Origin of the sequence: Kitasatospora sp. NPDC096147 (assembly GCF_044763225.1) — a bacterium.
GTDB lineage: Bacteria > Actinomycetota > Actinomycetes > Streptomycetales > Streptomycetaceae > Kitasatospora.
Window position 1 is genome coordinate 17,313 of sequence record NZ_JBIWFX010000022.1, and the last position, 26,579, is coordinate 43,891.

Annotated in this window: 26 protein-coding genes; 16 read left to right on the top strand and 10 right to left on the bottom strand. The window is 74.9% G+C overall.

The window, feature by feature from the left end; translation table 11 throughout:
- The first annotated feature begins 195 nt into the window (after positions 1-195).
- From ACIRBX_RS36310 to ACIRBX_RS36320, 3 genes are all read left to right on the top strand, one after another.
- Complete coding sequence (locus ACIRBX_RS36310; protein WP_402304215.1) at positions 196-1,290, top strand: polyprenyl synthetase family protein; 1,095 nt, start codon at positions 196-198, stop codon at positions 1,288-1,290.
- Between the two features lie 177 nt (positions 1,291-1,467).
- The gene (locus ACIRBX_RS36315; RefSeq protein WP_402304218.1) at positions 1,468-2,565 is read left to right on the top strand and encodes a chemotaxis protein; all 1,098 of its coding nucleotides are present in this window, start codon (positions 1,468-1,470) and stop codon (positions 2,563-2,565) included.
- A 252-nt stretch (positions 2,566-2,817) separates the two neighbouring features.
- Positions 2,818-5,028 carry an alpha-N-acetylglucosaminidase gene (locus ACIRBX_RS36320; RefSeq protein WP_402304221.1) on the top strand — a complete coding sequence of 737 codons (2,211 nt, stop codon included), beginning with the start codon at positions 2,818-2,820 and terminating at the stop codon, positions 5,026-5,028.
- Between the two features lie 5 nt (positions 5,029-5,033).
- Here the strand turns inward: ACIRBX_RS36320 and mscL are convergent, their stop codons facing one another.
- The gene (gene mscL / locus ACIRBX_RS36325) at positions 5,034-5,453 is read right to left on the bottom strand and encodes a large conductance mechanosensitive channel protein MscL (protein WP_402304223.1); all 420 of its coding nucleotides are present in this window, start codon (positions 5,451-5,453) and stop codon (positions 5,034-5,036) included.
- A gap of 143 nt (positions 5,454-5,596) precedes the next feature.
- Here mscL and ACIRBX_RS36330 point away from each other — a divergent pair, with 143 nt between their 5' ends.
- Both ACIRBX_RS36330 and ACIRBX_RS36335 read left to right on the top strand, forming a co-directional pair.
- Complete coding sequence (locus ACIRBX_RS36330; protein ID WP_402304226.1) at positions 5,597-5,884, top strand: DUF427 domain-containing protein; 288 nt, start codon at positions 5,597-5,599, stop codon at positions 5,882-5,884.
- Positions 5,885-6,068: 184 nt separating this feature from the next.
- The gene (locus ACIRBX_RS36335; RefSeq protein WP_402304229.1) at positions 6,069-6,467 is read left to right on the top strand and encodes a DUF3592 domain-containing protein; all 399 of its coding nucleotides are present in this window, start codon (positions 6,069-6,071) and stop codon (positions 6,465-6,467) included.
- Positions 6,468-6,553: 86 nt separating this feature from the next.
- Here the strand turns inward: ACIRBX_RS36335 and ACIRBX_RS36340 are convergent, their stop codons facing one another.
- Positions 6,554-7,327 (bottom strand): SDR family NAD(P)-dependent oxidoreductase, encoded by a 774-nt coding sequence (locus tag ACIRBX_RS36340; RefSeq protein WP_402304231.1) that lies wholly within the window; start codon positions 7,325-7,327, stop codon positions 6,554-6,556.
- A gap of 115 nt (positions 7,328-7,442) precedes the next feature.
- Here ACIRBX_RS36340 and ACIRBX_RS36345 point away from each other — a divergent pair, with 115 nt between their 5' ends.
- Both ACIRBX_RS36345 and ACIRBX_RS36350 read left to right on the top strand, forming a co-directional pair.
- Positions 7,443-8,300 (top strand): helix-turn-helix transcriptional regulator, encoded by an 858-nt coding sequence (locus ACIRBX_RS36345; protein WP_402304235.1) that lies wholly within the window; start codon positions 7,443-7,445, stop codon positions 8,298-8,300.
- A gap of 258 nt (positions 8,301-8,558) precedes the next feature.
- On the top strand, positions 8,559-9,038 hold the full coding sequence (locus tag ACIRBX_RS36350) for a hypothetical protein (protein WP_402304238.1): 480 nt from the start codon (positions 8,559-8,561) through the stop codon (positions 9,036-9,038).
- Between the two features lie 81 nt (positions 9,039-9,119).
- On the opposite strand, the gene ACIRBX_RS36355 is transcribed toward ACIRBX_RS36350, so the two are convergent.
- On the bottom strand, positions 9,120-10,046 hold the full coding sequence (locus ACIRBX_RS36355; RefSeq protein WP_402304240.1) for a hypothetical protein: 927 nt from the start codon (positions 10,044-10,046) through the stop codon (positions 9,120-9,122).
- A gap of 115 nt (positions 10,047-10,161) precedes the next feature.
- Positions 10,162-11,088, bottom strand: a complete 927-nt coding sequence (locus ACIRBX_RS36360) for a hypothetical protein (RefSeq protein ID WP_402304243.1) — start codon at positions 11,086-11,088, stop codon at positions 10,162-10,164.
- A gap of 357 nt (positions 11,089-11,445) precedes the next feature.
- On the opposite strand from ACIRBX_RS36360, the gene ACIRBX_RS36365 reads away from it, so the two are divergent.
- Positions 11,446-12,501: a sulfotransferase gene (locus ACIRBX_RS36365; RefSeq protein ID WP_402304245.1), complete on the top strand. Its 1,056-nt coding sequence runs from the start codon at positions 11,446-11,448 to the stop codon at positions 12,499-12,501.
- 135 nt (positions 12,502-12,636) lie between these two features.
- On the opposite strand, the gene ACIRBX_RS36370 is transcribed toward ACIRBX_RS36365, so the two are convergent.
- Positions 12,637-12,930, bottom strand: a complete 294-nt coding sequence (locus tag ACIRBX_RS36370) for a DUF3040 domain-containing protein (RefSeq protein ID WP_402304248.1) — start codon at positions 12,928-12,930, stop codon at positions 12,637-12,639.
- 317 nt (positions 12,931-13,247) lie between these two features.
- On the opposite strand from ACIRBX_RS36370, the gene ACIRBX_RS36375 reads away from it, so the two are divergent.
- Together ACIRBX_RS36375 and ACIRBX_RS36380 are read left to right on the top strand one after the other, a co-directional pair.
- Positions 13,248-14,360 carry a serine hydrolase domain-containing protein gene (locus ACIRBX_RS36375; RefSeq protein ID WP_402304251.1) on the top strand — a complete coding sequence of 371 codons (1,113 nt, stop codon included), beginning with the start codon at positions 13,248-13,250 and terminating at the stop codon, positions 14,358-14,360.
- A gap of 63 nt (positions 14,361-14,423) precedes the next feature.
- Entirely contained in the window at positions 14,424-15,128 is a 705-nt protein-coding gene (locus tag ACIRBX_RS36380; RefSeq protein WP_402304253.1) for a TetR/AcrR family transcriptional regulator, read from the top strand.
- A 93-nt stretch (positions 15,129-15,221) separates the two neighbouring features.
- Here ACIRBX_RS36380 and ACIRBX_RS36385 read toward each other — a convergent pair whose 3' ends face one another.
- Entirely contained in the window at positions 15,222-15,686 is a 465-nt protein-coding gene (locus ACIRBX_RS36385; RefSeq protein WP_402304256.1) for a GNAT family N-acetyltransferase, read from the bottom strand.
- A gap of 261 nt (positions 15,687-15,947) precedes the next feature.
- Between ACIRBX_RS36385 and ACIRBX_RS36390 the strand changes: the two genes are divergently transcribed.
- The 6 genes from ACIRBX_RS36390 to ACIRBX_RS36415 all read left to right on the top strand — a co-directional run bounded on the left by ACIRBX_RS36390 (position 15,948) and on the right by ACIRBX_RS36415 (position 24,212).
- On the top strand, positions 15,948-16,424 hold the full coding sequence (locus ACIRBX_RS36390) for a hypothetical protein (protein WP_402304258.1): 477 nt from the start codon (positions 15,948-15,950) through the stop codon (positions 16,422-16,424).
- Between the two features lie 176 nt (positions 16,425-16,600).
- Complete coding sequence (secD, locus tag ACIRBX_RS36395; protein WP_402304261.1) at positions 16,601-18,970, top strand: protein translocase subunit SecD; 2,370 nt, start codon at positions 16,601-16,603, stop codon at positions 18,968-18,970.
- A 202-nt stretch (positions 18,971-19,172) separates the two neighbouring features.
- Positions 19,173-19,397, top strand: coding sequence for a hypothetical protein (locus tag ACIRBX_RS36400; RefSeq protein WP_402304263.1), 225 nt, complete (start codon positions 19,173-19,175; stop codon positions 19,395-19,397).
- Between the two features lie 75 nt (positions 19,398-19,472).
- Complete coding sequence (locus tag ACIRBX_RS36405; RefSeq protein WP_402304266.1) at positions 19,473-20,879, top strand: mycothione reductase; 1,407 nt, start codon at positions 19,473-19,475, stop codon at positions 20,877-20,879.
- Positions 20,880-21,342: 463 nt separating this feature from the next.
- Entirely contained in the window at positions 21,343-23,649 is a 2,307-nt protein-coding gene (locus tag ACIRBX_RS36410) for a ricin-type beta-trefoil lectin domain protein (RefSeq protein WP_402304269.1), read from the top strand.
- A gap of 248 nt (positions 23,650-23,897) precedes the next feature.
- Positions 23,898-24,212, top strand: a complete 315-nt coding sequence (locus ACIRBX_RS36415; RefSeq protein WP_402304271.1) for a hypothetical protein — start codon at positions 23,898-23,900, stop codon at positions 24,210-24,212.
- Between the two features lie 161 nt (positions 24,213-24,373).
- Here ACIRBX_RS36415 and ACIRBX_RS36420 read toward each other — a convergent pair whose 3' ends face one another.
- The 4 genes from ACIRBX_RS36420 to ACIRBX_RS36435 all read right to left on the bottom strand — a co-directional run bounded on the left by ACIRBX_RS36420 (position 24,374) and on the right by ACIRBX_RS36435 (position 26,473).
- Entirely contained in the window at positions 24,374-24,700 is a 327-nt protein-coding gene (locus ACIRBX_RS36420) for a hypothetical protein (protein ID WP_402304274.1), read from the bottom strand.
- Positions 24,700-25,308, bottom strand: a complete 609-nt coding sequence (locus ACIRBX_RS36425; RefSeq protein WP_402304277.1) for a hypothetical protein — start codon at positions 25,306-25,308, stop codon at positions 24,700-24,702. Before ACIRBX_RS36425 ends, ACIRBX_RS36420 begins: the two co-directional genes overlap by 1 nt.
- Positions 25,299-25,889, bottom strand: a complete 591-nt coding sequence (locus ACIRBX_RS36430) for an RNA polymerase sigma factor (RefSeq protein ID WP_402304280.1) — start codon at positions 25,887-25,889, stop codon at positions 25,299-25,301. Before ACIRBX_RS36430 ends, ACIRBX_RS36425 begins: the two co-directional genes overlap by 10 nt.
- An 83-nt stretch (positions 25,890-25,972) precedes the next feature.
- On the bottom strand, positions 25,973-26,473 hold the full coding sequence (locus ACIRBX_RS36435) for an Asp23/Gls24 family envelope stress response protein (protein ID WP_402304283.1): 501 nt from the start codon (positions 26,471-26,473) through the stop codon (positions 25,973-25,975).
- Between the last annotated feature and the right edge of the window lie 106 nt (positions 26,474-26,579).

A 26,579-nucleotide genomic window follows, 5' to 3' on the forward strand; every position in this document is an offset into this window, starting at 1 on the left:
CGGCGGGGGGGGCCCCCCCGGGCCCCCCCCCCCGCCCCCCCGCGCCCCCCCCGGGCCCCGGGGGGGCCCCCCCCCCCCCCCCCCCCGGGGGGGGGGCCCCCCCACCCCGGTCGGTGCCGGCCCCGGTCGGTGGCGGCCCCGGTCGGTGCCGGCCCCGGTCGGGGTCGGCCCCGGGGCGGATGGAAGTCTGGGGCGGTGGACCAGACGATCACTGCCGCCCTGCGGCGCGCGGCCGGGCACCGGCAGCGCTTCGACGACCGCTTCGCGGCCTACTTCGACTCCCTGACCGGCCCCGGCGGCAGCGCCCTCGACGGGCTCGGGCACGGGCGCTTCCCCGCCCGCGCCGTCGAGTTGCTCCGGGACATGTCGCTGCGCGGCGGCAAGCGCCTGCGGGTGGCGGTGCTGCACGAGGCGGCCGGGCTGATCACCCGTCAGCCGCTGCCCGGCCTGGACGAGGCCGCCGTCGCCATCGAGCTGCTCCAGACCCACGGCCTGGTGCACGACGACATCATCGACGGCTCGGCCGTCCGGCGTGGCGCCCCTTCGGTGCCCCAGCAGTACCGGGACGAGCACCCGGACCGGCCGGACACGGCCCTGGGCCTGGCCGTGCTCGCGGGCGACCTGGCCGCCTTCCTCGCCCTGCGGGTGCTGGCCGCCGCCGAGCCGCCGCCCGAGCGCGGCGCCGCCATGACGGCCGAGCTGGCCGGGGTCGGGGCCACCACCGTGCTCGGCCAGTTCCTGGACCTGGAGCGGGACTTCGGCCCCGTCCCCGGCACGGACTTCCTGCACGCGGTCACCGAGTACAAGACCACCCGCTACTCCCTCCTGACCCCGCTCCGCCTCGGCCTGCTCGCCGCCCGGGTCGACCCCGCGCCGTACGACGGCGAACTGCGGCGCTACGCCACCGCGTTGGGCATCGCCAACATGCTGCGCGACGACTGGCTCGACCTGTTCGGCGACCCGGCGACGGTCGGCAAGTCGGTCGGTTCCGACCTCCGGTCCGGCCGCCGCAGCTACGCGGTCCGGGCCCTGCTGACGGCCGACACCGACGCCGCCGGACGCGAGCTGCTGGCCCGCGCGCTCGGCGATCCGGACGCCGACGAGGAGACCCTCGACCAGGTCCGTGCGCTGGGGCGCCGACACGGGGTGGACCGCTCGCTCCAGGCCGAGGCGCAGCGGTACGCAGCCGAGGCCTCCGCCGTGGCGGGTGACTGGTACGACCGCTGGCAGCCGGACGCCGTGGCGTTCTTCCACCACCTGCCGGCCTGGACGGTGACCCGGGACCACTGAGCGGCGCGCCCGGGCCCGGCCCATCCCGGCTCGGCCCATCCCGGCTCGGCTCGGCTCGGCTCGGCTCGGCTCGGCTCGGCTCGGCTCGGCCTGGAGGGTGGCGGTCCCACAACCTGGTCCAGAAATCATTAGATTGATGACGAATCAGGTGAAATGTCCGCTTCGGAAAGGGTCACCATGCATCCCACCCTCACCCCCGCCGTCCTGGCCGACCTGCGCCGTCCCCGGCCCTACCCGGCCGTGTCCGTCCTGATGCCCACCCACCGGCGCGAGCCCGAGAACACCCAGGACCCGGTCCGCCTGCGCACGCTGGTCGCGGAGGCCAGGAAGCGGGTCGAGGACGACCCGCAGGTCTCCCGGGCGGACCGGATCGACGTGCTGGAGCAGCTGGACCGCGCGGCGGCCGAGGTCGACCTGGTGCACGCCGAGGACGGCCTGGTGCTGCTGGCCGCTCCGGGCGAGCACCGGATCTGGTCGCTCGGCCGGGCCGTGCCGGCCCGGGTGGTGCTGTCCGACACCTTCCTGACCCGCAATCTGGTCGCCGCCCAGGCGGCCGAGCGGCCCGTCTGGGTGCTCGCGCTGGCCGCCGACCGGGTGGTGCTGTGGGGCGGCGACGAGGCCCGGCTCACCGAGACGGCCGCGCACGGCTTCCCGCTGGTGCGGACGTTCGACAATCCGGACCCGGAGCGGCAGGAGCGGATCGGCGACCGGCCCAGCACCTTCCGCGACGAGGAGACCAAGACCTTCCTGCGGGAGGCGGACCGGGCGGTGGGCGAGCTGCTCACCGTCGATCCGCGCCCGCTGTACGTGGTCGGCGAGGCGGCGGCGCTGGCCCTGCTGGACGAGTCCGGCCCCGCCCTCAAGGCGGCCGACGCCCGGCTCCCGCACGGCGGCCTCACCCACTCCGGCCCGGAGGAGGTCCTGCGGGTGATCAGCCCGGCACTCCGCGAGCGGGCCGCCCAGGACGTCACGGACACCCTGGCGGTGCTCGACAAGGCGCGGGGCCGCCAGGCGTTCGCGGCCGGCCTGGACGAGGTCTGGCAGGCCGTCGGCGGCGGGCGGATCGCGCTGCTGGTGGTCGAGGAGAACTTCCGCACGGTGGTCCGCGACGACGGTGACCACCTCGTCCCGGCCGAGGCCGGGCAGCCCGGCGCGCGCGAGGACATCGTCGACGAGGTGGTCGAGCGCGCCCTCGACACCGGCGCCCGGGTCGCCTTCGTCCCCGACGGCACCCTCGCCGACTCCGGCGGGATCGCCGCCGACCTGCGGTACTGACCCGGCCGGTCCGGGAACGGACGTCGTGGCCCCGGGGCGAGCGGTGACCCCCGGGGCCACGGCGGGCCGAGGCACGCCGTCCGGCGGCCCGACCCGCCCTCGCTCCGCCTCCGGGCCGAACGGCGAGCCGGTAGCGTCCAGCCGTTCCAGCCCCACCCCTGACGCCCCGTCGAGGGGACACCGCCCCACCGCCCACGCTGTCCGCCGTCCGTCCCCGGACAGCCGTCCGTCCGTCCGGCGAGGAGAGGCCCCGTGAAGGACCCGACGCGGCACGGACCGCTGCTGCTCATCCTGCTGACCGCCCTGGCGACGGTGGCCGCCGGGCTGTCCGCCGTCGCCGCACCCGCCTCCCGGGCCGCCGCCTTCGACACCGCGCCCGCCGTCGCGAGCCTCCAGCGCCTCCTCCCCTCCCACGCTGGGCAGTTCACCCTCCGCCCGGCCGAGCGGACCACCCCGGGCACCGACTCCTTCTCGGTCTCCGGCGCCCCCGGCGCGATCCGGGTGGTAGGCACCACCCCGGCCACTCTGCTGACCGGCGTCGGCTGGTACCTGCGCCACGTCGCCCACGTGGACATCGGCCTGCCCGGCAGCAGCACCTCCGCGCTGCCCGCGACGCTCCCGGGCGTCCCGGCCCCGTACACCGACTCCGCCGTGGTGCCGCACCGTTACGCGCTCAACGACACCGACGACGGCTACTCCGGGGCCTACCGCACCTTCGCCGAGCACCGGCACCGGATCGACGTGCTCGCCCTGCACGGCATCAACGAGGTGCTGGTCACCGTCGGCGCCGAGCAGCCGTACCACCGGACGCTCCAGCAGTTCGGCTACACCGCAGCCGAGGTGGAGTCCTGGGTGCCCGGCCCGGCGCACCAACCCTGGTGGCTGATGCAGAACCTGTCCGGCTCCGCCGCCTCCCGGGTCTCCGCCCGGCTGATCGCCGACCGCGCCGCGCTCGGCCGGCAGATCTGCGACCAGCTGCGCGGGCTCGGCATGACGCCAGTGCTGCCCGGCTACTTCGGCACCGTCCCGGCCGACTTCGCCGTCCGCAACCCCGGCAGCCAGGTGGTCGCGCCCGGCGACTGGGTCGGCTTCACCCGCCCGTCCTGGCTCGACCCGAACGACCCGCGCTTCCGCGAGGTCGCGGCCTCCTACTACGCCCACCAGAGCGCGGAGTTCGGCCCGACGGGCATGTTCAAGATGGACCCGCTCCAGGAGGGCGGCAGCGCCGGGTCGATCGACCTCAGCACCGCCGCCGGAGCCATCCAACAGGCGATGCTCGCCGCCCACCCCGGCGCCACCTGGGCGCTCCTCGGCTGGCAGGACAACCCCTCGGACGCCCTGCTGGCCGGTGTCGACAAATCGAGGATGCTGGTGGTCGACGGCCTCTCCGACCGCTACCTGGGCCTCGACCGGGAAGCCTCCTGGCACGGCACCCCGTACGCGTTCGGCAGCATCGCGAACATGGGCGGCAAGACCACCTTCGGCGCCAACTCCGCCGTCTGGACGGCCCGTTTCCACCAGTGGCGGACCAAGCCCGGCAGCGCGCTCCGAGGCATCGCCTTCATGCCCGAGGGCACCGGCACCGACCCGGCCGCCCTCGCCCTGTTCGCCGAACTCGCCTGGTCGGCCGACCCGATCGACCAGGCCGAGTGGTTCCGGGCCTACGCGCACGCCCGCTACGGCGCCGCCGACCCGCATGCCGCCGCCGCCTGGGACCTGCTGCGCAGCGGCCCGTACTCGATGCCGTCCGGCACCTGGGCCGAACCGCAGGACAGCCTCTTCACCGCCCGGCCGGCACTGACGGCGGCCGGCTCGGCCACTTGGTCGCCCCGCCGACTACGCTACGACCCGGCCACCGTCCGGGACGCGCTGACCGAGCTGCTCCGGGTCGACCCCGCCCTGCGCGGCACCGATGCCTACCGGTTCGACCTGCTGCACACCGCCCGCCAGGCGCTCGACGACCACGGCCGCACCCTGCTGCCGCGGATCGCCGCCGCCCACACCGCCGGGGACCTCACCGCCTTCCGCTCCCTGGCCGCGGAGTGGGCCGCCGAGCTGGCCACCCTGGACCGGCTGATGGCCACCGACAGCCGCTTCCTGGTGGGCAGTTGGCTGGCCGGCACCGACGGCTGGGCCGCGAACGCCGCCGAGGCCGACCGGCTCCAGTACGACGCCCGCTCGCTGCTCACCACCTGGGGCGACCGCTCCCAGGCCGACGACCACGGCCTGCACGACTACGCCGCCCGCGAGTACTCCGGACTGATCAGCGACCTCTACGCCAAGCGCTGGGCGGCCTACTTCCGTTCCCTGGAGCGGGCGTTGAGCACCGGCACGGCCCCGGCCCCGGTCGACTTCTTCGCGATGGACGACGCCTGGGCACGCTCCACCACCGGCTACCCGACCACGCCGAGCGGCGACCTCCACGCCATCGCCACGTCCATCGCCGCCCTGCCGGCGCAGTGAACCCGTCAGGGGCGGTCCGCGACCGGGGCGAGCTCGGCGGTGCAGAAGGCGCAGCGGCGGGCCGGTGCGGGGACGGCGGACAGGCACTCGGGGCAGTCGCGCTTCGGCGCCTGGACGTCGTGGTGCGGGGCGAAGCGCTCGTGCAGCCGGTTGAACGGCAGGACGACCAGGAAGTAGAGCACCAGCGCGGTGAGCACCAGGGTCAGGGCGGCGTCGACGAACGCGCCGTAGGGGAACTCGACGTGGTGGACGGTGACGGTCCGTCGGCTGAAGTCGCCCGCCACCCCGGTGGCGAGGCCGACCAGCGGGGTGAGGAACGCACGCACCAGGGCGGTGACGACGGCCGAGAAGGCCGCGCCGATCACGATGCCCACGGCGAGGTCGACGACGTTGCCCCGCAGGACGAAATCCCGGAATCCCCTCACTGGCCTGCCTTCCCTCCGGTGTGCGCGCAGCCCGGTGCCGCCCGGCCCGTCTGCCCGGCCTGACCGACCGTATGCCTGGCCTGTCGGGGCCAGGCACCGGCAGGCCCTGGCGCCACCGGGGTCGGCCCGGCCACAATCGGGGCATGGTCACTGCACGCTGGCAAGGCACCGTCATCGCCCGGAGCGACGAGACCGTCGTCGTCGAGGGCAACCACTACTTCCCCCTGGAGTCCGTCCGGCAGGACCTCCTGCTCCCCTCCGACACCACGACGTACTGCGGCTGGAAGGGGACCGCCTCCTACTACACCGTCAGCGTCGACGGGCTCACCAACCCCGACGCCGCCTGGTACTACGCCGACCCGCTGCCGGCCGCCGACCAGGTCCGCGACCGGGTCGCCTTCTGGCGGGGCGTGGACGTCACCGAGCACTGAGCCGCCGTCCGGCGGTCCGTCCACCGCAGCCGCCGGCGGAGCCGCTCACTCCCCGTGCCCCCTTCGCCCCGCAACCTCCGGATTCAACCCCAGGGTTGACGACCTGTCAGGACCGGGCGGCTACGGTTCGGACGGTGCTCGCCGTCGGGGGACGGCGGGCGTCACGCTGCGGAGGGGGTGTGCGGTGGACAAGGTCGGTTCGGTGCTCGGTGTGGCGTTCTTCGCGTACGTGATCTGGGCGGTCCTCAGCGGAGCGGTGGAGCACCTGCGGGACCGCTCGCGTCTGGTGTCGACGATGGCCGAGGTCGTCGACACCAGGGACGCCTCGGCCCGGCCCGGGGTGGTGCGCCGGTCGGCGGTCTTCCGCTTCACCGCGCAGGACGGCCGCAGCTACGAGGTCACCAGCTCCGGGTCCGCCTTGCGGGGCCCGAAGGTCGGCTCGCTGATACCGGTCCGCTACGACCCCGGGCGCCCTCAGCGGGCCGAACGCAACGGCGTGATCATCGCCAAGCTGTGGCTCGCCCTCCCCGTCACCGTCGTCGGGGTCGTCGGCATCGTGCTGAACGTCCGGAACCTGCGCTGACCGCTGCCGTCTGCTCGGCGGCCTGGCGCTCGGCCTGCACCGGCGCGGCCCGACCGGCGAAGGTGGTCCGGAACGGCGGGACGCGCTCAGTCGAAGGACCGGGTCGCCGTGATGCCGCCGTCCACGGGGAGCGTCACCCCGGTGACGTACGAGGACCGGTCACTGAGCAGCCAGGCCGCGGCCTGCGCGATCTCGACCGGGCCGGCCGGGCGGCCCAGCGGGGTGAAGCGGGCGACGGCCTCGCCGAAGGCCGGACCGGCGGTGAACAGCGGCTCGGCGGACGGCGTCCGGACGACGCCGGGTGCGATCACATTGGTCCGGACGCCGTGGCGGGCGTAGTCGGCGGTGGCCGCCTTCGCCAGACCCGTGAGCCCGTGCTTGGCCGCCTGCTGCGTACCGTCCCCGAATCCGCCCACCAGTCCGCCGACCCCGCCGCACAGCACGATCGAGCCGCCCCGGCCGCCCGCGACCATCGCCCGGAGCTGGGCCCGCAGGCAGAGCCAGGTGCCACGGAGGTTGACGGCGTGGACGGCGTCCCACTCCTCCTCGGTCCGGTCCGCGAGCGGCGCGGGCATCGGCCCCGAGCCGGCGTTGTCGAACGCCGCGTCGAGCCGGCCGTGGGTGTCCAGTGCGACCTCCACCACGCGCTCCGCCCCGTCGGCCGTGGAGATGTCGGCGGCCACCGCCGTCGCGTCTGCACCGCTTGCCCGCAGGCGCGCTGCCAGTGCCTCCACCTCGGGCCCGGTACGGGCGGCCAGGACGAGCAACGCGCCCTCCGCCGCGAAGAGTTCGGCGGCAGCCGCGCCGATCCCCCGCCCCGCGCCGGTGATGATCGTGACCTTCCGGTCGAGAAGTCCCATGCAAGGAGCATGCTGCGGACGGCCGGACGGCGGCAGCGGCCGGATCGTCCCGGGCTCCGCAGCCAGGGTCTGCCAGGTCCTGGATACGCGCGCCGGGCTGTGAAAGCGTGACACCATGCCCGACACCCCGTTCAGTGCCTTCCTCCGGGCCCGACGCCAAGGCCTGGCCCCCGCCGAGGCCGGACTGCCGGGCGGGCCGCGTCGCCGCACGCCGGGGCTGCGCCGGGAGGAAGTCGCCGTTCGGGCCGGCATCTCGACCGACTACTACGCCCGGCTGGAGCAGGGCCGCCAACGACTGCCGACCGGGCCGGTGCTCGACGGCATCGCCGCCGCCCTCCAGCTCAGCGACCCCGAACGGGACCACCTGCACCGGCTCGCCCACCGCCGGTCCGCCGCGACGACGGCGACGGCCACGACGGCCACGACGCCGACCGGCCCGGCCGCCCTCGACGCGCGCACCCGCACGCTGCTCGACTCCCTCGACCGCTCACCGGCCTTCGTGACCGGGCCCCTGTTCGACCTGCTCGCGTGGAACACCCAAGCCGGCGCGCTGATGGCCGACCCCGCCTCCCGGCCTGTCCGGGAGCGCAACCTGCTCTGGCAGGTGTTCTGCTGCCCGCACGGCGCCACCCAGCACGCCAACCACGCTCCCACCGGTTCCATCGGCGCGGACCTGGTGGCCGGGCTGCGCGTCCGGCACGCCACCCGCCCCGACGACGACGAGCTGACCGACCTGGTCACCCGACTCTCCACCCACAGCCCACAGTTCGCCGCCCTGTGGGCCCGTCACCGCGCCGCCCCGCCCCGCGAGGGCCGCCTCACCCTGCACCACCCCGCCCTGGACACCGACGTCCTCGACTACACCGCCCTCGCCCTCCCCGCCGACGGCCGGCACCTCTTCGTCTACCTGCCCCCCGAAGGCCGTGGCGCCCCGGACCCCTTCCGCCGTCTGGGCCCGCCGGACTCCTGCTGACCGTGGCCGGCCGAGCCGGTGCGCTCGCACCTCGCCGCGTCGAACTCCGTTGGGAAGGAGCGCACTTCGCCGAGACGCGCCGCACTCCGAGGGGCCTGCCCTGATCGGCTCCCCGCACCTCGCTCGGCCTCTGGGCGCCGCCACGGGCCACCTTGCCACGCGCGCGCAACACCCTTGCCATGTCGGTGTGTTGGGCCTTGTCCGTGCGTGGGCCGCACGGCATCCTGGCCGCACCGCGACTCGGGGGAGATCACACGGATGCTCGCAGACACGGCTGCCATCGCCACCGTCCTGGCCGTCATCGCGGCCGTGCTGAGCCTGCGCCAGATCCAGCGGCAACGGATCCGGGCCTTCGAGGACTTCTACGTCGCGAGGTACTGGAAGCTGATGGACGACCTCTCCCTCCCCGTCCTGAAGGCCACCACCACGGTCACCCTCACGGAGGCCGACGAGCGGGTCCTTCGCGCCTACCTGATCCTCTGCGAGGACGAACTCGAACTGAGGGCGGCCGGCTGGATCAGCGACCGCACCTGGCGGATCTGGTCCGCCGCCATGCGCCAGCAGTTCGCCTGGGCCCCCGTCAGCCAGGTCTGGGACCAGGTCAGCGCCCTCGCCGAAACCGGGAACGGCCGCCCCTTCCGGCGCATCACGCAGTTCCGCACCGGAGCGCACGATCCGGTGGAGCTGGGCCGGGCCCACCGTGCGCTGCGCGGCCTGCGCGGTGTCCTCGGGGAGTGAGGGGACCGACCGGTGGCAGGCCGGGCCCGACGGTACGTGACCCGTCGTCCGGGCGAAGGCCCCGGGCGGGCTGACGGACGTTCAGCGGTCGGCGCGCAGGGAGCCGAGGGTGCTCGGTGCGGTGCCGCTGGTGGGATCGGTGGCCCACGGCCACTGGCGGGTGTCGTAGGGAGCAGTGGCAGGCAGGACCGCCTTGCGGCCTCGCCTCGCCATCTCTCGCCGTAGCGCGGAGCGGGTGGCGTCACCCATCAGTTCCACGTCCATCACGCGACCTTGCCCGAAGAACGACCGCCCGAGCTCACGGTCGGCGACGATCCGAGCGAGGAGGTCGAGCATCCGGTCCGGGGTCGTGGTGAACTCGGGGGTCTCGAAGAGGAAGAGGCGCTCGTTGACCGCCTCCTCGCCCAGGTACTGGGCCAGGACGGTGAACAGGACGTTCTTGGCCCGGGTGACGTAGAGGGTGTTCGCGACCGCGTACGCACCGTCGAAGGAGCCGCCCAGCCGGGTCTGCCAGTCGTCCAACACGGCGACCCAGTGGCCGACTTGGACGGCGGCACCCGCCTCGATCAGGCGCAGCAGGAGCGGAGCGCAGCGGCGGGAGAAGCGTGCGGTGTCCTCGGGCGCGGCACCCCGCTCGCCGTCGAGCCCCGCCAGGAAGCCCTCGCAGAGGGAGAGCAGGGCGCGCCCGGTCCGCACCTCCTCGGGCCCGGTCCCGGCCGGGACCGGGCCGGCCGCCGCGTCGGCGAGTGCGGCGACGAGCCGGTCGTGCGCCTCTGCCTCGGGACGGGTGCGCGAGGTGGCGAGGTCGAAGAGGGCCACCGGTGCGTGTGCCAGGTCCTTGAGCCACCGGTAGGAGTCGGGGACCGGCGGCGCCTCGGTGGGCGGGCAGCCCGGGGTGTGGAGCAGCAGTCGGCCGCCGGTGCCGTCGAACAGGGCGAGGATCACGGGGGTGGACGCGAGCAGCCGCTCCCGCGCGCCCGCCGTGGCCTCGGCGTGGAGTTGCCGCACGGCGGCGCCGAGCCCGAGAGCCGGGTCCTGCCCGGGTGCGTCGGCATCGTTTATCGTCGTCCCTCCTGTTCCGGCCGCCTCGACGGCGGCGGACGAGTCGGTCCCGCCCACGGATTCAGCAGGAGAGGATCAGTGACGTGATCGCGGTGCAGGTCACGGTCGCGGTGTCATCGGCGGGCGTGGCGTCGGCGGGGCTGCTCGCCGTCCGGGTGGCCGTCGCGGTCAGGCTGCCGACGCTGAGCGCGCCGAACCGGGCGGTGAACGTGTGGGTGGCGCTCGTCCCGGCCGCCAGGTCCAGGTCGGTGCAGGCCACCGTGCGGGTCGCCGGGTCGTAGGCGCAGCCGGCCGGGAGGTCGGTGACCCCGGTGGTCCGGCTCGGCAGTGCGGTGCTGACGGTCGCCGAAGTCGCTGCGGCAGGTCCGTGGTTGGTGGTGGTCTGGGTGTAGGTGACGGCGCTGGAGAGCAGTGCGGTCGGGGTGGCCGTCAGACCGACGGCCAGGTCCGCCCGGCCGGTCACCTCGAAGGTGAAGGAGGCCGGGGTGAAGGTGCTGGCCACACCGCCGACGGCTCCGCTGGGAGTGACGGTGTACGTGCCGGGGGCGGCGTCCGCCGGGACGGTCGTGGTCACCGAGACCTCGGCGGTGGAGTGCGCGGGGATCCGGGTGCTGGAACCGTAGCCCCACTCGACGTCCAGGTGGCGGGTCGGCGGCTGGACCACGCACACCCCCGGGGCGGGCCCGGACCGGACGGCGCAGGCCAGGCTGTCGGTGGTGGCGAAGACCGGGCCCGAGGGCGTGAAGTCCTGGTACGCCTGCACGGCCGAGCCGCCGGCGTTGGTGACGGTGAGCGTGAAGGTGACGCTCTCCCCCGGGGCCGCGGACAGTGCGGACACCGCCAAGGTGCTGTGCTGGCTCTGAGTGGCCGTCACCGGTGCCGCTTCGGCGCGGTGCGGGGCACCCAGCAGTGCGGTGGCGAGCAGCGTGAGCACGGCGAGCCCGCGCCGGGCGGAGCGTGCGCGGAGTGGAAGGCGCGAAACAGGCATGCGGGATTCCGTTCCTGGACGAAGGGGCCTTGTCGGCCGGGCGGTCTCCTTCATGATCGAGGTGCCGGCACCCCCGTCGTGCGCCGTTCCCCCGGTTGCACCGGCACGAGCGCCAGAACGACCGGAAGGATCTCCGCCGTGGCGCGAAACCCTGCTGTGATCCGGCGGGCGACGGCGCACCGGCCGGGCCACCCGTTCGGATGAACGGGGACGGGCCGCCGTCGACCCGCCCGCCCGTCGTTCCCGGGCCACGGTCCTTCCGTCCCGCTCGCGGACCGGGGATCGGCCACCGTCCGGGTGACGTACGGTCAGGCCGCGATCGCGCACGGACGATCCGCATCCGATCCGGGAGGACGCATGAGCATCACCTTCGTCGTGGGGACGGGCCGGTGCGGTTCGACCATGCTGTCCCGCGCCCTCCAGGCCCACCCCGACGTGCTCAGCATGAACGAGTTCTTCACCTCCCTGGCCTGCCGGGGCACCCTCGGCTTCGGTGACCGGGAGCTCGACGGCCGGAGCTTCTGGGAGGTCCTGGGCGGACCGGTCCGACCGCTCGACGCCATCGCGGCCTCCCCGTACCCGATGCCGGAGTTGCTCTACCCCTACGCGACCGGGCGCTACCGACCCGGGACCGGTGTCCCCACCATCGCCCACATGACCCTGCCCGCCCTCACCGACGCCCCCGACGCCCTGCACGACGAACTCGCCGCCACCGTCCCCGACTGGCCCGTCCGGCCGCTGCCCGAGCAGTACCGCGCGCTCTTCGCCGACCTCGGCCGGCGCGAGCGCACCTCGGTGGTGGTGGAGCGCTCCGGGGCCTCGCTCGCCTTCCTCCCGGCTCTGCGCGCGATGTTCCCCGAGGCCCGCTTCGTGCACCTCAGCCGTTCGGGACCGGCCGTCGCGCTGTCGATGAGCCGTCACATCGGTTTCCGCACGCTCCTGTTGCGCACCGAGGCGATGACGCTGCTCGGCCTGGCCTCGCCCTTCGACCTCGGCCCGGAGCACGTCCCGCTGCTGCCGGGCCACCTCGCCCACCTGGCCGGGGAGGTGGACTGCGACCTGGTCATGCGCACCCCCGTGCCGCTGTCCGCGTTCGGCGCGTTCTGGTCGGGCCTGGTGGTCCAGGGGGTCGAGGAGATGACGGCCCTGCCCGCGGAGCGCCGGATGGCCCTCTCCTACGAGGAGGTCCTCGACGAGCCGGAGCACCACTTCGCCCGGCTGGCCGCCTTCGCGGGTGCCGAACCGCACCCCGGCTGGCTGCGCTCGGCGGCCGACTCGGTCCTGCGCACCGACCGCGCTCCCGTCACCGACCCCGGCACGCTGGAGGCGTGTGATCCGGGCACCCTGGCCCTGGCGCGGCAGGCCGCCCTGTTCGCGGAGGCCGCCGACGGCGTGGCGGCGAACGTCCACTGACCTGACGGGCGGTCAGCGCGCGCCGGGCGGGGGCGTCGAGTGCGGTGCCGTCCTCCCCGCGTCGCCCTGGGCACGCTCCCCCGCCAGGACGGACCTCGGCGGACCGGACGGCTCCGGCGGCTGCCTGAGGAGCCGTCAGAAGAGACGGAGCCCGCCGAGGCGTCGGAACGCCGCGCCGAGTGTGAGGACGCCCGGTCCGGCCGCGACGGCGGCCCACGGGGTGACGGTGCCGGCCGTCACCACGGCGGCCAGGGTGAGGACGGCCGCGCACGCCACCACCAGCACCAGGGAGGGAGCGCGCCACAGCCAGAGCCGGGCCGGGGTGGTGCGCCGCCGGAGCAGCCGGTCGAGCCGGGGGTCGGCGGTGGTCAGGCCTCGCTCGATCTCCGCGATGAGCGTGGTCTCCCGGGCGTTCAGGGGCTGGGTCATGGCGGTGTACCTCCTGCTCCCACCGTCGCGGGGCGGGCTGTCGGGGGCCCTCCGCAGCGTTTGCGCAGCGGTCGGTGGGACCGGCCCCGCGACGCCGAGCGCCGAGCCCCGGGCCTCGGGGGTCAGGACGTTCCCGGTCCGCTGTCCGAAGTGCTCCTTGCCCCGCCGAACCAACGGTGTCACCATTGGTTCAAAAATGACCGGAGCAACCTGGCGAGGGTGAGGACATGGAGCGTGGCGGGACGTGGGCACTGGGGGCCGCGACGGCGGCGGCGGGAGCCGGTGCGTGGTGGGCGTGGCGCCACCAGGACGAACTGATGACCCGTCGGCCGCTGAACGAGTGGACCTTCACCCACATGTCGCTGCTGCTGCCGTCCGAGCCGGTGCCGCGCGCCGCCCGCCCCGGCAGCCTGCCGTCGGCGCCCCGGCCGCTCGACTTCACCTACGAGTGGGACGGCGCCACCCGCACCCCCGCCGAGCTGCACGCCAGGACCCGGACCACCGGGTTCGCCGTGGTGCACCGGGGCCGGCTGGTGCACGAGGCGTACCCGGGACGGTTCGCCGCACCGGACCGGCGCTTCCAGCTGTTCTCGCTCACCAAGTCGGTGACCTCGGCGCTGCTGGGGATCGCGCTGGCGGAGGGGGCGATCGGCTCGACGGACGACAAGGTCGTCACGTACTGCCCGTACCTGGCCGGTTCGGCCTTCGACGGCCCCACCGTCGAGGACCTGCTGCAGATGACCAGCGGCGCGGGCGGCGAGGAGGACTACGAGGACCCGGACGCCCCGGTCAACCGGCTGATGCGGGCGGTCACCGGTCGGGGCACGGTGCTGGACGCGGTGCGGTCGGTGCGGCCGGAGACCCGGCCCGGCACCCGGTTCAACTACTCCACCATCGACAGTCAGGTGCTGGGCTGGGTCCTGGAGGCCGCCACCGGCCGGAGCCTGGCGCGCTACGCCGCCGAACGGCTCTGGCAGCCGATCGGCGCCGAGTTCGACGCGTACTACGCGCTCTCCCGCAGCGCCCCGCGCACCGCCGTCGGCGGCGGCTCGTTCAACGCCACGGTCCGCGACCTGGCCCGGTTCGGCCTGCTGATGGCCCGGGGCGGCCGGGCCGGCGGGCGGCAGGTGGTCCCCGAGCCGTGGGTGGAGCGCAGCCGGGGCACCGGGCTGCCGCACCTGGAGGTCGGCGCGCTGGGCGAGGGCTGGCCCGGGGGCTACGGGTACGCCAACCAGTGGTGGACGCTCGGCGGGCCGAACCGCGCGTTCACCGGGCTCGGCATCCACGGCCAGTACCTCTGGATCGACCCGGTGGCGGACGTGGTGGTGGTGAAGACCAGCGCCTGGCCGGTCGCCGACGACCCCGAGCTGGACGGCGAGACCGCGACGGCGCTCACCGCGCTGGTCGAACGGCTGGCGGCGGACGGGTAGCCGGCGCCCGGGGCGGGTCCGGACGGGCCCGGTCGCACCCGAGCCCGCCCCTAGGATGTGGGCATGACGGATCCCAGCACCCCGGCCCCCCGCACCGTCGGAGCCAGGCGGGGGCGCCCGCCGCTCAGCACCCTCAGCCGGGAGCGGATCCTGGACGCGGCGATGACCGTCCTGGAGTCGGAGGGCCCCGAGGCCCTGACGCTGCGTCGGCTCGGCGCCGACCTGGGGTCCAACCACACGGCGGTGCTGCGCTACTTCTCCGGCAAGGACGAGATCCTGCTCGGCCTCGCCGAGCGGCTGATCGCCGAGGCGGTCGACGGCTTCGAGCCCGGCCCCACCTGGCGGGAGACGCTGACCACCCTGGCCCGCCGGGTACGCCGGGCCTGTCTGGCGCACCCGGCGCTGGCCGTCCTGGTCGCCTCCCGGGTCTCCCGGCGGGACGCCGAGTTCCGCGGGGCGGATCTGGTGATCGGGGCCCTGCTGGAGGCCGGCTTCGGCCCCCGGGAGTCCGCGCGCTACTACCGGGCGCTGGTCGACGTCACGCTGGCGATGAGCTCCTTCGAGGCGGCCTCGGCCGTCCTGGACAGCGCCGACCGGGAGGGCGACCGGAGCGCGTGGGGCCGGGAGTACCTGGCCGCCTCCCCCCGGAAGTACCCGCGACTCGCCTTGGTGGCACCGCACTTGGCCCAGGCGGACGAGGACGATCAGTTCGAGTTCGTGATGGGGCTGCTGCTCGACGCGGTCGAGGCGCGCTCCGCCACCGACTGACCGCCACCGGGCCCGCGCGCCACCCGCCACCACGGCGGGCGGCGGCGGGCCGGAAGGGGCCGGGGAGCTGACCGGGGGTCAGCACGGGTCGGTTCAGGCGGGGGCGGGCAGGTCCCGCTCGTAGTGGACGAAGTGATCCGCCGGGACGAAGGTGTCGTAGAGGCGGCGGGCCGGGTTGTCGTGGGCGGTGAGCCAGTGGACGCGCGCCCAGCCGCGCTCGGCGGCGAGGTCGAAGAGGTCCTGGAGGAGCAGGCGCCCCGCCCCCGCTCCCCGGTGGGCGGGGTCGACGAAGAGGTCCTCCAGGTAGCAGACCCGGCCGGCGAGCCAGGTGCTGTGGTGGAGCACGCTGTTGGTGATGCCGATCACCGTCCCGTCCTGCTCCGCCACCCGGCCGAGCAGCGGCTCGGCCGGGTCGAGCAGCCGTCGCCAGGTGGTGTCGGCGACCCCGGCCGGCACGGTGGACTCGTAGAAGGCGAGGTAGCCGTCCCAGAGCCGGCGCCAGGCCGCCTCGTCGTTCGCGGAGAGGTCCCGGACGGTGATCGCGGGGGTTTCGGACATCGGAGCTCCAGGCGGGAGGGATCGGGAGGCCGGGGCGGGGCGTCCCCGCCGCCGCGTTGACGGCCCGTCAGTGCGCTTCATGATCGCAGGCGCGGGGCGCTGCGGTCCGTTCGGGTGGACACCGGCCGCGTACCGCCCCGGCTCCCGTCCCTGCACCGCCGGCCGACGAACCGTCAGGCCCGCCCGGACGACCGGCCGGTGGAGGGGCGCTGGGCACCTCCCGTCCGGTCGCCTACAGTGAGCCGGGAAGGGGAGGTCTCGGTGAGCACACGGGTGGCGGGGGACGCGACGGGCCGACGTGCCCGTCCGCGCGCGTCGTCCGGGCTTCCGTCCGGGCTTCCGTCCGGGCTTCCGACCGCACTGCTCGCCCTCTGGGCGCTGCTCCTGGTGCTGCTCGGTGCGGCCCCTGCCGCGCAGGCCGCGGTGGCCGCCGGCCCGGCCGCGGCGCCGTCCGCCTCACCCGCGGCCGTCCCGCTCCGCACCGGCCCCGCCCGGGCCGAGGTGCGGCGGGGCACGGACCGCACCGCCCCCGACAGCACGCTGCGGCGGGCCGCCGCGACCGAGCCGGCCACCCGCCCGCCGTTCCTGCCCGTCGCCGTGCTCCCGCCCGTCCCGGCCGCCGCCCCGTCCGTCGGGTCGGCGACGTTCGTGCCCGGCGCCGTCCGGGAGCGGGCGCCCCCGCGCGACGCCCACCACCCGCGAGAGACCCGGGGTCCTCCCTCCGACCGGAGCAACTGACGTCCCACGCGCCCGCCGTCCGGGAGCTGCGGCCTGCCCGCAGCCGGCCCGTGAGGGCCCGCCACCCGGTGGCGGACTCCTCCGGCGGCGCGCCGTCCCCTTGCGTCCGCCCGCCCCCGGGTCCGGCGCGTCCGCCTGCGGACGTGCCCGGCCTGCGGGCCACCCGTGGAGTACCCGTGTCCTCTCGCCGTTCCCGCCGCGCCACCCGCTGGCGCGCCCTGCTCGCCCTCGCCGTCGTCGCCCTCTCCCTCTACGCCGCGCTGACCACGCCCGCCCGCCTCGGACTCGACCTGCGCGGCGGGACCCGGATCGTCCTGGAGACCCGGGACTCGCCGCTGGCCGGTGCCGACGCCGAGGCCACCGACCGCACGCTGGAGGTGCTCCGCCGCCGGGTCGACGGCCTCGGCGTGGCCGAGCCCTCGCTGGCCCGCTCCGGCGAACGCCGCATCGTGGTCGAGCTGCCCGGCCTCCAGGACCCGCGGCAGGCCGCCGAGGTCATCGGCCGCACCGCCCAGCTCGCCTTCCACCCCGTCACCGGGACCACCGACGGGCCCGCACCGGCCCAGGGCCTCGCGGCCGCCCCCTCGGACGGCTCGCGCGAACTGCCCGACCCCGACGCGCCCGGCCGGTACCTGCGGCTGGGCCCGCCGGCCCTGACCGGCGAGGGCGTCAAGGACGCCCGGGCCTCGCTGGACACCCAGTCCGGCCGGGGCTGGAGCGTCGACCTCTCCTTCCGGAGCGCGGCCGGCGACGCCTGGGCGGGGCTCACCGGAGCGGCGGCGTGCGCCGCCCCGGCCGACCCGGCCCGCCGGGTGGCCATCGTGCTGGACGACCGGATCGTCTCCGCCCCCGGGATGCAGAGCGGCGTGCCCTGCGGCCAGGGCATCACCGGCGGCACCACCCAGATCACCGGCGGCTTCTCGGCCGGTGAGGCCCGCGACCTCGCCGCCCTGGTGCAGGGCGGCGCCCTGCCCGTGCCGGTGACGGTGATCGAGCAGAGCACCGTCGGCCCCACTCTCGGGGCGGAGGCGATCCGGGCCAGCGCCTGGGCCGCCGTGATCGGCCTGGCCTGCACGGCGGCCTTCGTGATCGCGGTCTACCGGCTGCTCGGCCTGCTGGCCACCGTCGCGCTGGTGCTCTACGGGCTGATCTCGTACGCGGCCGTGGTCTCCCTCGGGGCGACCCTCACGCTTCCCGGACTGGCCGGGTTCGTGCTCGCCATCGGCATCGCGGTCGACGCCAACGTGCTGGTCTTCGAACGGGCCCGGGAGGAGTACACCAAACCCGGCGCGGTGCTCCGGGGCGGGCAGCGCGACCTGCGGCGCCCGCTGGCCACCGGCTTCGCCAAGGCCTGGAGCGCGGTGGCGGACTCGAACGTCACCACGCTGCTGGCCGCCGGGCTGCTCTTCGCGTTCGCCACCGGGCCGGTCAAGGGCTTCGGGGTGACGCTCTCGATCGGCGTGCTGGCCTCGATGGTGTCGGCCATGGTGATCACCCGGCTGCTCGCCGAGTGGGCGGTCCGCCGCCCGGCCGTGGCCCGGCGCCCCGCCGTGACCGGCATGGCGACCACCGGCCGCCTGCGCACCCGGCTGGCCCGGCGCCCGCCCCGGCTGATGCGCCGTCACCTGCGGCGCTGGCCCGCCCTGTGCGCCGGGCTGGTGCTCCTCGCGCTGGCCGGGATCGGCCTGCGCGGGCTGGACTTCGGCGTCGAGTTCACCGGCGGACGGGTGGCCCAGTACGGCACCGCCCAGCGGGTGGACGCGGACGCCGCCCGCGCGGCCGTGGTGGAGGCCGGCTTCCCGCAGGCGGTGGTGCAGAGCACCGGCGACACCGGCGTGTCCGTCCGGATCAAGGAGACCGGCGACGGGGAGCAGCAGCGCATCCGGGCGGCGCTCACCGAGGTCACCGGTGAACTGTCGGTGGAGCGGGACGAGTTGATCGGCCCGAGCCTGGGCAGCGAGCTGCGGCGGTACGCCCTGATCGCGTTCGGGCTGGCCGTGGCGGCGCAGCTCCTCTACCTCACCGTCAGGTTCCGCTGGACGTACGCGGCGGCGGCCGTCATCGCGATGGTGCAGGACGTGCTGATCGTCCTCGGCCTGTTCGCCTGGCTGGGCCGCCCGGTGGACAGCGTCTTCCTCGCCGCGCTGCTCACCGTGGTCGGATACTCCGTCAACGACACCGTGGTGGTGCTGGACCGGCTGCGCGAACTGCGGCGCACCAGCACCGTGCCGAGCTGGGCCGAGCTCGCCGACCGCGCGGTGGCCCAGACCCTGCCCCGGACGGTGAACACCGGCATGGGCGCGCTGTTCGTCCTGATCGCCCTGGCCTTCCTCGGCGGGGACTCGCTCACCGACTTCTCCGTCGCCCTGCTCGCGGGCGTGCTGGTGGGCACGGCCTCCACCGTGTTCACCGCGATGCCGGTGACGGTCCTGCTCCAGGAGCGGTACCCGAAGCAGCCGCCGGCCGGGCGGCCGACGGGGAAGGCACCGTCCGGGCGGACGGGCGCGGCGTCGGATGCGCGCGACCGCAGCGGCGCGGTGGTCTGAGGACTGCGGCCGGCCCGGTGACACCACCGGGCCGGTCGCGGTGCCGGGGAGGACGGGAACGGGTCACCATGGAGTGCGGGCCCGCGCCGGCGGGGACCCGGCCGTTCGGTTCCCGCCCGTCTGAACGGTCCGCCCGGGGGCAGGCGCATCCAGAACCCGACCAACCGACCGACCAGCCGACCGACCGACCGAGGAGCAGGCCATGACCGTGGACCCCACCGAGCCCGACACCTACTCCACCGACGCCCAGCAGGCACCCGGCCCCGAGGCGCCCGAGGCCGACACCGCCGAACAGCACACCGACCTGCTGCCCCACGAGGACGAGTCCCTCGCCGACCCCGCCCTCACCGAAGCGGCCGAAGGCGACCTCGCCGAGCAGGCCCGGGTCGTCCCCCTCGACCTCGACGAGGACGACCACTCCCGCTGACCCGGCCGCACCGGCCCGTCCGCCCGGCGCCCGCGCGTCGCCATCCGTCCAGCACCTGCCGAGGGAGTCCCCCGCGTGGACCAGCACTTCGACCTCGTCGTGATCGGCTCCGGCTCGGGGAACTCGATCCTCGACGAGCGCTTCGCCGACCTGAAGGCAGCCGTCGTCGAACGCGGCCTCGGCCCGCTCGGCGCCTTCGGCGGCACCTGCCTGAACGCGGGGTGCATCCCGACCAAGATGTTCGTCCACACCGCCGACACCGCCCTCGCGCCGGAGCACGGTGCGGCCCTGGGCCTCGATCTGACGCTGGGTCCGGTGGACTGGAAGGCGGTGCGCGAGCGGGTCTTCGGACGGATCGACCCGATCGCGGCGGCCGGCGAGCGCCACCGGGCCGACGGGACACCGAACGTCACCCTGATCCGGGGCACCGCCCGCTTCACCGGCGAGCGCCGCCTGAGCGTGGAGACCGCCGACGGCCGGCTGGACCTGACGGCCGACCAGGTGGTGGTCGCGACCGGCAGCCGCCCGATCGTCCCCGACATCCCGGGGCTGGACGCCGGGCTGGGCTTCCGCACCAGCGACGACGTGATGCGGATGGAGAGCCTGCCCGGGCACCTGACCGTCCTCGGCGGCGGGGTGGTCGCCGCCGAGCTGGCCCACGTCTTCGCCGCGCTGGGGGTGGAGGTCACGGTGCTGGCCAGGGGCGAGGCGCTGCTCGGCGCCGAGGACGCCGACATCGCCCGCCGGTTCACCGACCTGGCACTCACCCGGTGGGACGTGCGTCTGCGGCACACGCTGGTCGGCGCCCGCCGTGACCGGGGCCGTCTCCGGCTGGACGTCGACGGGCCCGAGGGGCGCTCGACCGTCGTCACCGACGAGCTGCTGGTCGCCACCGGGCGGCGCCCCAACTCCGACCTGGTCGACGCCCGGGCGGGCGGCCTCGCCCTCCACCCCGACGGCCGGATCGCGGTGGACGCCCGGCAGGCCACCTCCGTGCCCGGGGTGTGGGCGCTCGGGGACGTCTCGTCCCCCTTCCAGCTCAAGCACGTCGCGAACCACGAGGCCCGCACCGTCCGGCACAACCTCCTCCACCCGGACGCGCCCCGCCGCACTGACCACCGCCACGTCCCGCACGCCGTCTTCAGCCACCCGGCCGTCGCAGCCGTCGGCCTCACCGAGCAGCAGGCGGAGGCGACCGGGCAGCGCTACGTCACCGCCACCCGCCCCTACTCCTCCACCGCCTACGGCTGGGCCCTGGAGGACACCACCGGCTTCGTCAAACTCCTCGCCGACCCGGCCACCGGCCGGCTCCTCGGCGCCCACATCCTCGGCCCGGACGCCCCCGTCCTCGTCCAACCCCTGGTCCAGGCCGTGTCGTTGGGCACCGACGTGACCACCCTGGCCCACGGCCAGTACTGGATCCACCCCGCCCTGCCCGAGGTCATCGAGAACGCGCTCCTCGACCTGCCCCTCGACGGCTGAGCCCGCCCCGCCGCGAACGCCCGGACGGGGGCGGCACCGCACGCCGCCGTCTCCGTGGTCCGATCCGTAGGTTCCCCCTCCCCGTGGCTCGGCGGCCGCGCGAGGATGGAGGGGTCGGCATTGGCCAGTAGGTCAATCGGTTGACCTACTGGCTCGCGCCCCATGAACAGCTACCAGTGACCCAAGTCCCGAGTATCAGAAATCAGTAGGTCAACCGGTTGACTTCCGGGAAACGGCAGGGCTACGCTCCCGAAACATCCCCACCGGTCAGGTCCGCCGGGCCAGGCGACCCGGTCGCCGCCCCGCCGCCCCGCCGGCTCCGCACCAGGAGCAGAGGATCCACCGCCATGGCTCCCCTTGGCCGGTCCGCACCCCGCGACCGGCGGTCCCCTCCATGGCACCACCACCGGCCCTCCCCCCGGGGCCGGTCGGAGAAGTCCTTCGCCAGCAAGGAAGTGACCCCGTGCAAGGAACCCGAACCACCAGCCGCAGACCACTGATCGTGGCGCTCACCACCACCGCGCTGACGGCCCTGGGCCTGGTGGTCCCGGCCGTCCAGCCCGCGCAGGCCGCCGGCTCGACCGGACCGATCGTCGGGCCCGGCGGCAAGTGCCTGGACGACCCCGGCGCCGTCATCACCAACGGCACCGCGATGAAGCTCTGGGCCTGCAACGGCACGGACGCCCAGAAGTGGACCGTGGGCAGCGACCGCACCGTCCGGGTGTTCGGCACCAAGTGCCTCGACTCGCAGACCTCCCTCAACCCCGGCACCCCCGCGATCATCTGGGACTGCAACGGCACCCGCAGCCAGGAGTGGACGACCGGACCGAACGGCTCCCTGGTCGCCCTCGGCTCCACACTCTGCCTGGACAACGCCAACGGCGTCGTCCAGGACGGCAACCCCATCGTGCTGTGGCACTGCAACGGCACCGGCTCGCAGACCTGGACCCTGCCCGGCTCCTCCACCGTGACCACCCCGCTCGCCGTCAACGCCATCGGCGCCCAGAGCGCCACCCAGGGCGTGGCCACCGGCTTCCGGCCGACCGCCACCGGCGGCACCGGACAGCACCAGTGGACCGCCAGCGGCCTGCCCGCCGGGATGTCGATGAACTACATCAACGGCACGATCCAGGGCGCACCGACCGCCACCGGCTCCTCCACCGTGACCGTCACGGTCACCGACGCCACCGGAGCGACCGCGACCAGGAACTTCACCTGGAACGTCGCGGCGGCCACCACCGCAGCCAAGTACTACCTGGACTGCAACGCGGCCACCAACGGCAACGGCACCGACACCCCGTGGAACTCGCTCGCCAGCGCCAACTCCCGGGTCTTCCAGCCCGGTGAGAGCCTGCTGCTCAAGAAGGGCAGCACCTGCAACGGCCAGCTCGCCCCGAAGGGCAACGGCAGCGCCACCGCTCCGATCACCCTCGGCTCGTACGGTACCGGCACCGCCAAGCCCGTGGTCAACGGCAACGGCATCTCGGACGGCGGCTCGAACCCCACCATCAGCGACTCGACCGTGCGGCTCACCAACCAGAGCCACTGGATCATCGAGAACCTGGAGGTCACCAACGACGCCACCGAGGAGGCGCGCCGCTCGGGCATCAACGTGTACATCACCGACGGCCAGCCGCACGCCGGCATCACCATCCGCAACAACACGGTCCACCACGTCAAGGGCTGGACCACGCGCAACCTGCCCGAGATCTCCGAGGACGAGTACAACGCTCTGACGGCGGCTCAGAAGAAGGAGCGGGACGACACCAACAGCCGGCTCCTGAACAACTTCTACCTCTCCCACGGCATCGGGGTCGACAGCCCGGTCAACGGTGGCTACCTCACCGGCCTGACCATCGTCGACAACACCGTCCGCGACATGAGCGGCGTCGGCATCGGCATCTACGGCGACCAGGCCCACGGCAACGCCAACGCGGTCCGCCACCAGTACACCCACGTCCTGCGGAACACGGTGCGCGACGTCTCCAACGACGCCGTCGTGGTCAGCGTCTCGGACTCCCCGCTGGTCGAGTACAACACCGCCGACCGGCTCGGCGCCGTCGGCTACGGCGTGATCGCGGGCATCTGGGGCTGGGGCGACACCAACCCCACCTTCCAGTACAACGAGGTGTCCAACATCGTCCGGGTCTCCGACGACAGCACCGCCTGGGACTGCGACGGCGAGATCACCGGCACCTGCACCTACCAGTACAACTACAGCCGCGACAACAACGGCGGCATCATCACCCAGTGCACCGGCTGCGGCGGCAACCAGGCCACCCGGATCGTCTTCCGCTACAACATCGCGGTGAACGACTGCCGGATCCACCAGGTGAAGAGCTCCGGCTACCTGGCCGCCTTCCAGTTCTACAACAACGTGATCGACTGCCGGGGCCGGGACTTCACCTTCGAGCCCACCCTGAAGAACGTCCAGATGACCAACAACGTCTTCCTCGGCAAGGCCGGGGCCACCCTCAACCCGAGCTTCCTCTACCGCAACAACACCTATCTCGGCTTCACCCCGCCCGCCTCCGACCCGCAGGCGTCCACCACCAGCCCGAACTTCGTCGCCCTGCCCGCCGCCACCTCCTCCGGTGTCACCGCCCCCGTCGGCATCGCCAACCTCGGCGGCTACCGCCTCCAGGCCGGCTCTCCCGCCCTCGGCAGCGGCACCCCCGTGACCGGCCAGTTCGGCAGGGACCTCTGGGGCAACTCGGCCCCCGTCACCGCCACCCCCAACCGCGGCGCCTACACCGGCACCGGCCAGTAGCCGCCCCCGGGCCGGCCCGGGGTGGGTCCCGGACCGGCGGATGACCACCGGCGCCGCCGTCCCCGCAGTGCGGGGACGGCGGCGTCCGTCGTGCCCGGACGGGCGAGGAGGACCGGACTGTCCGTGCGCGCCACCGGCCCCCGGTCGGGCATCCCGTGGGGGATGCGGCACGCCGACCCGATCACCCACCCGGGGTGATCCGGCGACAGCCGGGTTTCACGGGGGCACTAGCCGGTCACACGCAGGTCATGGGTAGCTATGTGATCACCGTCCCCGGAACCGTGCCCCAGCCGATGGACCGCGCCGCGCGGGACAGGCTGCTGGCCGTCGTGCGCGGCGCCGACCCGAACCGGGTCGGCGAGCAGGTCCCCGACCTCGACGTGCTGACATTGGACGAGCCGGAGGGGACGTTCGTGCTGCGGCTGGAGGTCGAGGCCCGCGACCGCACCGACGCGGGGTCGGCAGCCTCGGACCTGGCGGCGCGGGCCTTCGAGGCCGCCGGGTACCCGGCGGGGACGATCGCCATCGGCACTCCGGTGGTCACCGGCATCGACGCCGGGTGACGCCCCGTCAGGAGTGCCGGCACGCATCCTTCTGACCGGGCCGGAGGCGCAGGGCCCGCGGACGGCAGGTGCCCGTGCCGGTGCGCAGGCAGACCGGGGTGGGGCATGGCCACCGGCGACGTCCCACCCGTCGGCGCTGTCCGGGCGCCCGGCTGCACCCGTCAGGCGTCGGCCCGGCCCGCCGGATCGAGGCAGGCGGTGACGATCACCTCGATCCGGCTGCCGGCCAGCGCCGGCTGGGCACCGCGTTCGCCGGAGATCCGGTCGCGGACGGCGCGCGCCGTGGCGGCGGCCTGGTGGCCGGGCCGGACCGCGACCCTCACCTCCACGGTCACCGGTTCGGTGTGGCGAAGCCGTACGCCGTCGGCGGCGCCGGGCCGGGAGGTGAGGCGTCGGGTCAGGCGGGGGCTGAGGTAGGCGACGCCGGGGACCTCCGTGACCCATCCGGCGATGGCGGCTTCGAGGCGGCGGCGTTCGTCGGTGGTCATCACAGCTCCTCCGGCTCGGCGAGGAGGTCCCGGACGGTCACGTCGATCCGGCTCAGGGTCAGGCCGAGCCGTTCCGTCGCCGCGTCCGTCACGGCGGAGCGGACCAGGTCGGCGGTGTCGGGCAGCGGGCGGCTGAGGTCGGCGAAGACCTCCACCACGGCCAGCAGCGGGCCGAGCGGGAGGCGGCGGGCGAAGGCGGCCGTGCCGCGCGGCTGCGGTTCGGCGAGCGGCACGATCCGGCAGCTGCCGGCACAGACTCCGGGCAGCGCGTCGACGGCGCCGCGCAGCACGGCCGCCGCGGCCGAGCCGGTGACCCAGTCGTCGCCGACCGGGTCCAGCGGGACGAGCGGGCCGGGGCGCAGCTCGGTCTGGACGGCGGCCATCAGCCGCTCCAGGAAGGCGGGTTCGTTCCCGGGGCGGCGGTCCTCGTCGAGGGCGGCCCGGACGGTCGCCTCCAGGGATCGCCGGGCGTCGAGCGCTCCGGCGCAGTCGGGGCAGTCGCCGTGCCCGGGGGCGGCGCGGTCCTCCTCCCAGACGGTGGCGAGGTCGGCGCCGCAGGGCAGGGTCTCGGCGTCGGCCGTGTCGGGGCCGGGGTCGTCTAGCGCCATGGGGCCATCGCCTCCGTCAACTGTCGGCGGGCACGGAAGATCCGCCCGCGTACTGCCGTCTCGCCGGTGCCGGTCACCTCGGCGATCTCGTCGTAGCTGAGGCCGTGCAGCTCCCGGAGCACCCAGCATGCCCGCTGCTCGGGGGTGAGGGAGGCCAGGGCCCGTTGCAGGTCGCGGACGGAGGCGTGGGCTTCGGCGGCCCGTTCGGGCAGCTCGGCCGGATTGGTCCCGGCCGGCTCCCGGGCGGAGTGCAGGGGGACCTCCGTCCGGCGGGCCCGGAGGGCGTTCAGGCAGCGGTTGGTGACGATGCGGTAGAGCCAGGTGCCGAAGGCCGCGTCGGCGCGGAAGGCGGGCAGGGCACGCCATGCGGCCAGGCAGGCTTCCTGCACCTCGTCCTCGGCGGCCTGGCGGTCGTCCAGCATGCGGGTGGCCAGGGCGAGCATCCTCGGGGTGTGACGGCGCATCAGCTCGGCGAAGGACTCCTGGTCGCCGTCCCCCGCACGGGCGGTCAGGATCTGGTCCGGCAGGGCGGCGAGGGCGGGCCCCGGCGTGGCCGGTGGCAGGGGTGGGCACTCGGGCATGGGGATCCGTCGCTCCGGGAGGTGGTCGCCGTGGCGGGCGGGCGGGGCGACGGTCGCCCCACCCGGGCAAACGCCCCGCGCGGCTAGCGGACACGGGCGGTCGGCGCCTCGTCGTCCGGCTCGTCGTCCTCGTCGGGGAGGTGGACGTCCACGACGTTGATGTTCACCTCCACCACCTGAAGGCCCGTCATGCGCTCCACCGCACCGACGACCTCCTCCCGGACCTCGGCCGCGACGTCGGCGATCGACACCCCGTACTCCACCACCAGGTCGAGGTCGATGGCGGCCTGCTTCTCGCCGACCTCCACCTTGACGCCCCGGGTCACGCTGGAGGACGAGCGCCCGCCCGGGACGCGGTCGCGCACCGCACCGAGCGCGCGGGTGAGGCCGGCGCCGAAGGAGTGGACGCCGTCGACCTCCCGCGCGGCCATCCCGGCGATCTTGCCGACCACCTGGTCGGCGATCGCGGTGCGGCCCCGCTCCCCCGAGCGGGCGGCACCGGACTCCGGGGAGGCGAGGTCCGTGCGTGAGACGGCGGGGTCGGCGGGAGCGGTGGTACGGGGGGTGGTCGCGGTCGTGGGCACGGGTGCCTCCAGAGGTCGTCGTGGCGTCTCGTGCTCTTGGACACCGGAGGCCCCGGGATCCTCACGCGCGGTCGGCGGAAAAAGTCCCGGGGCCGTCAACCGGGCT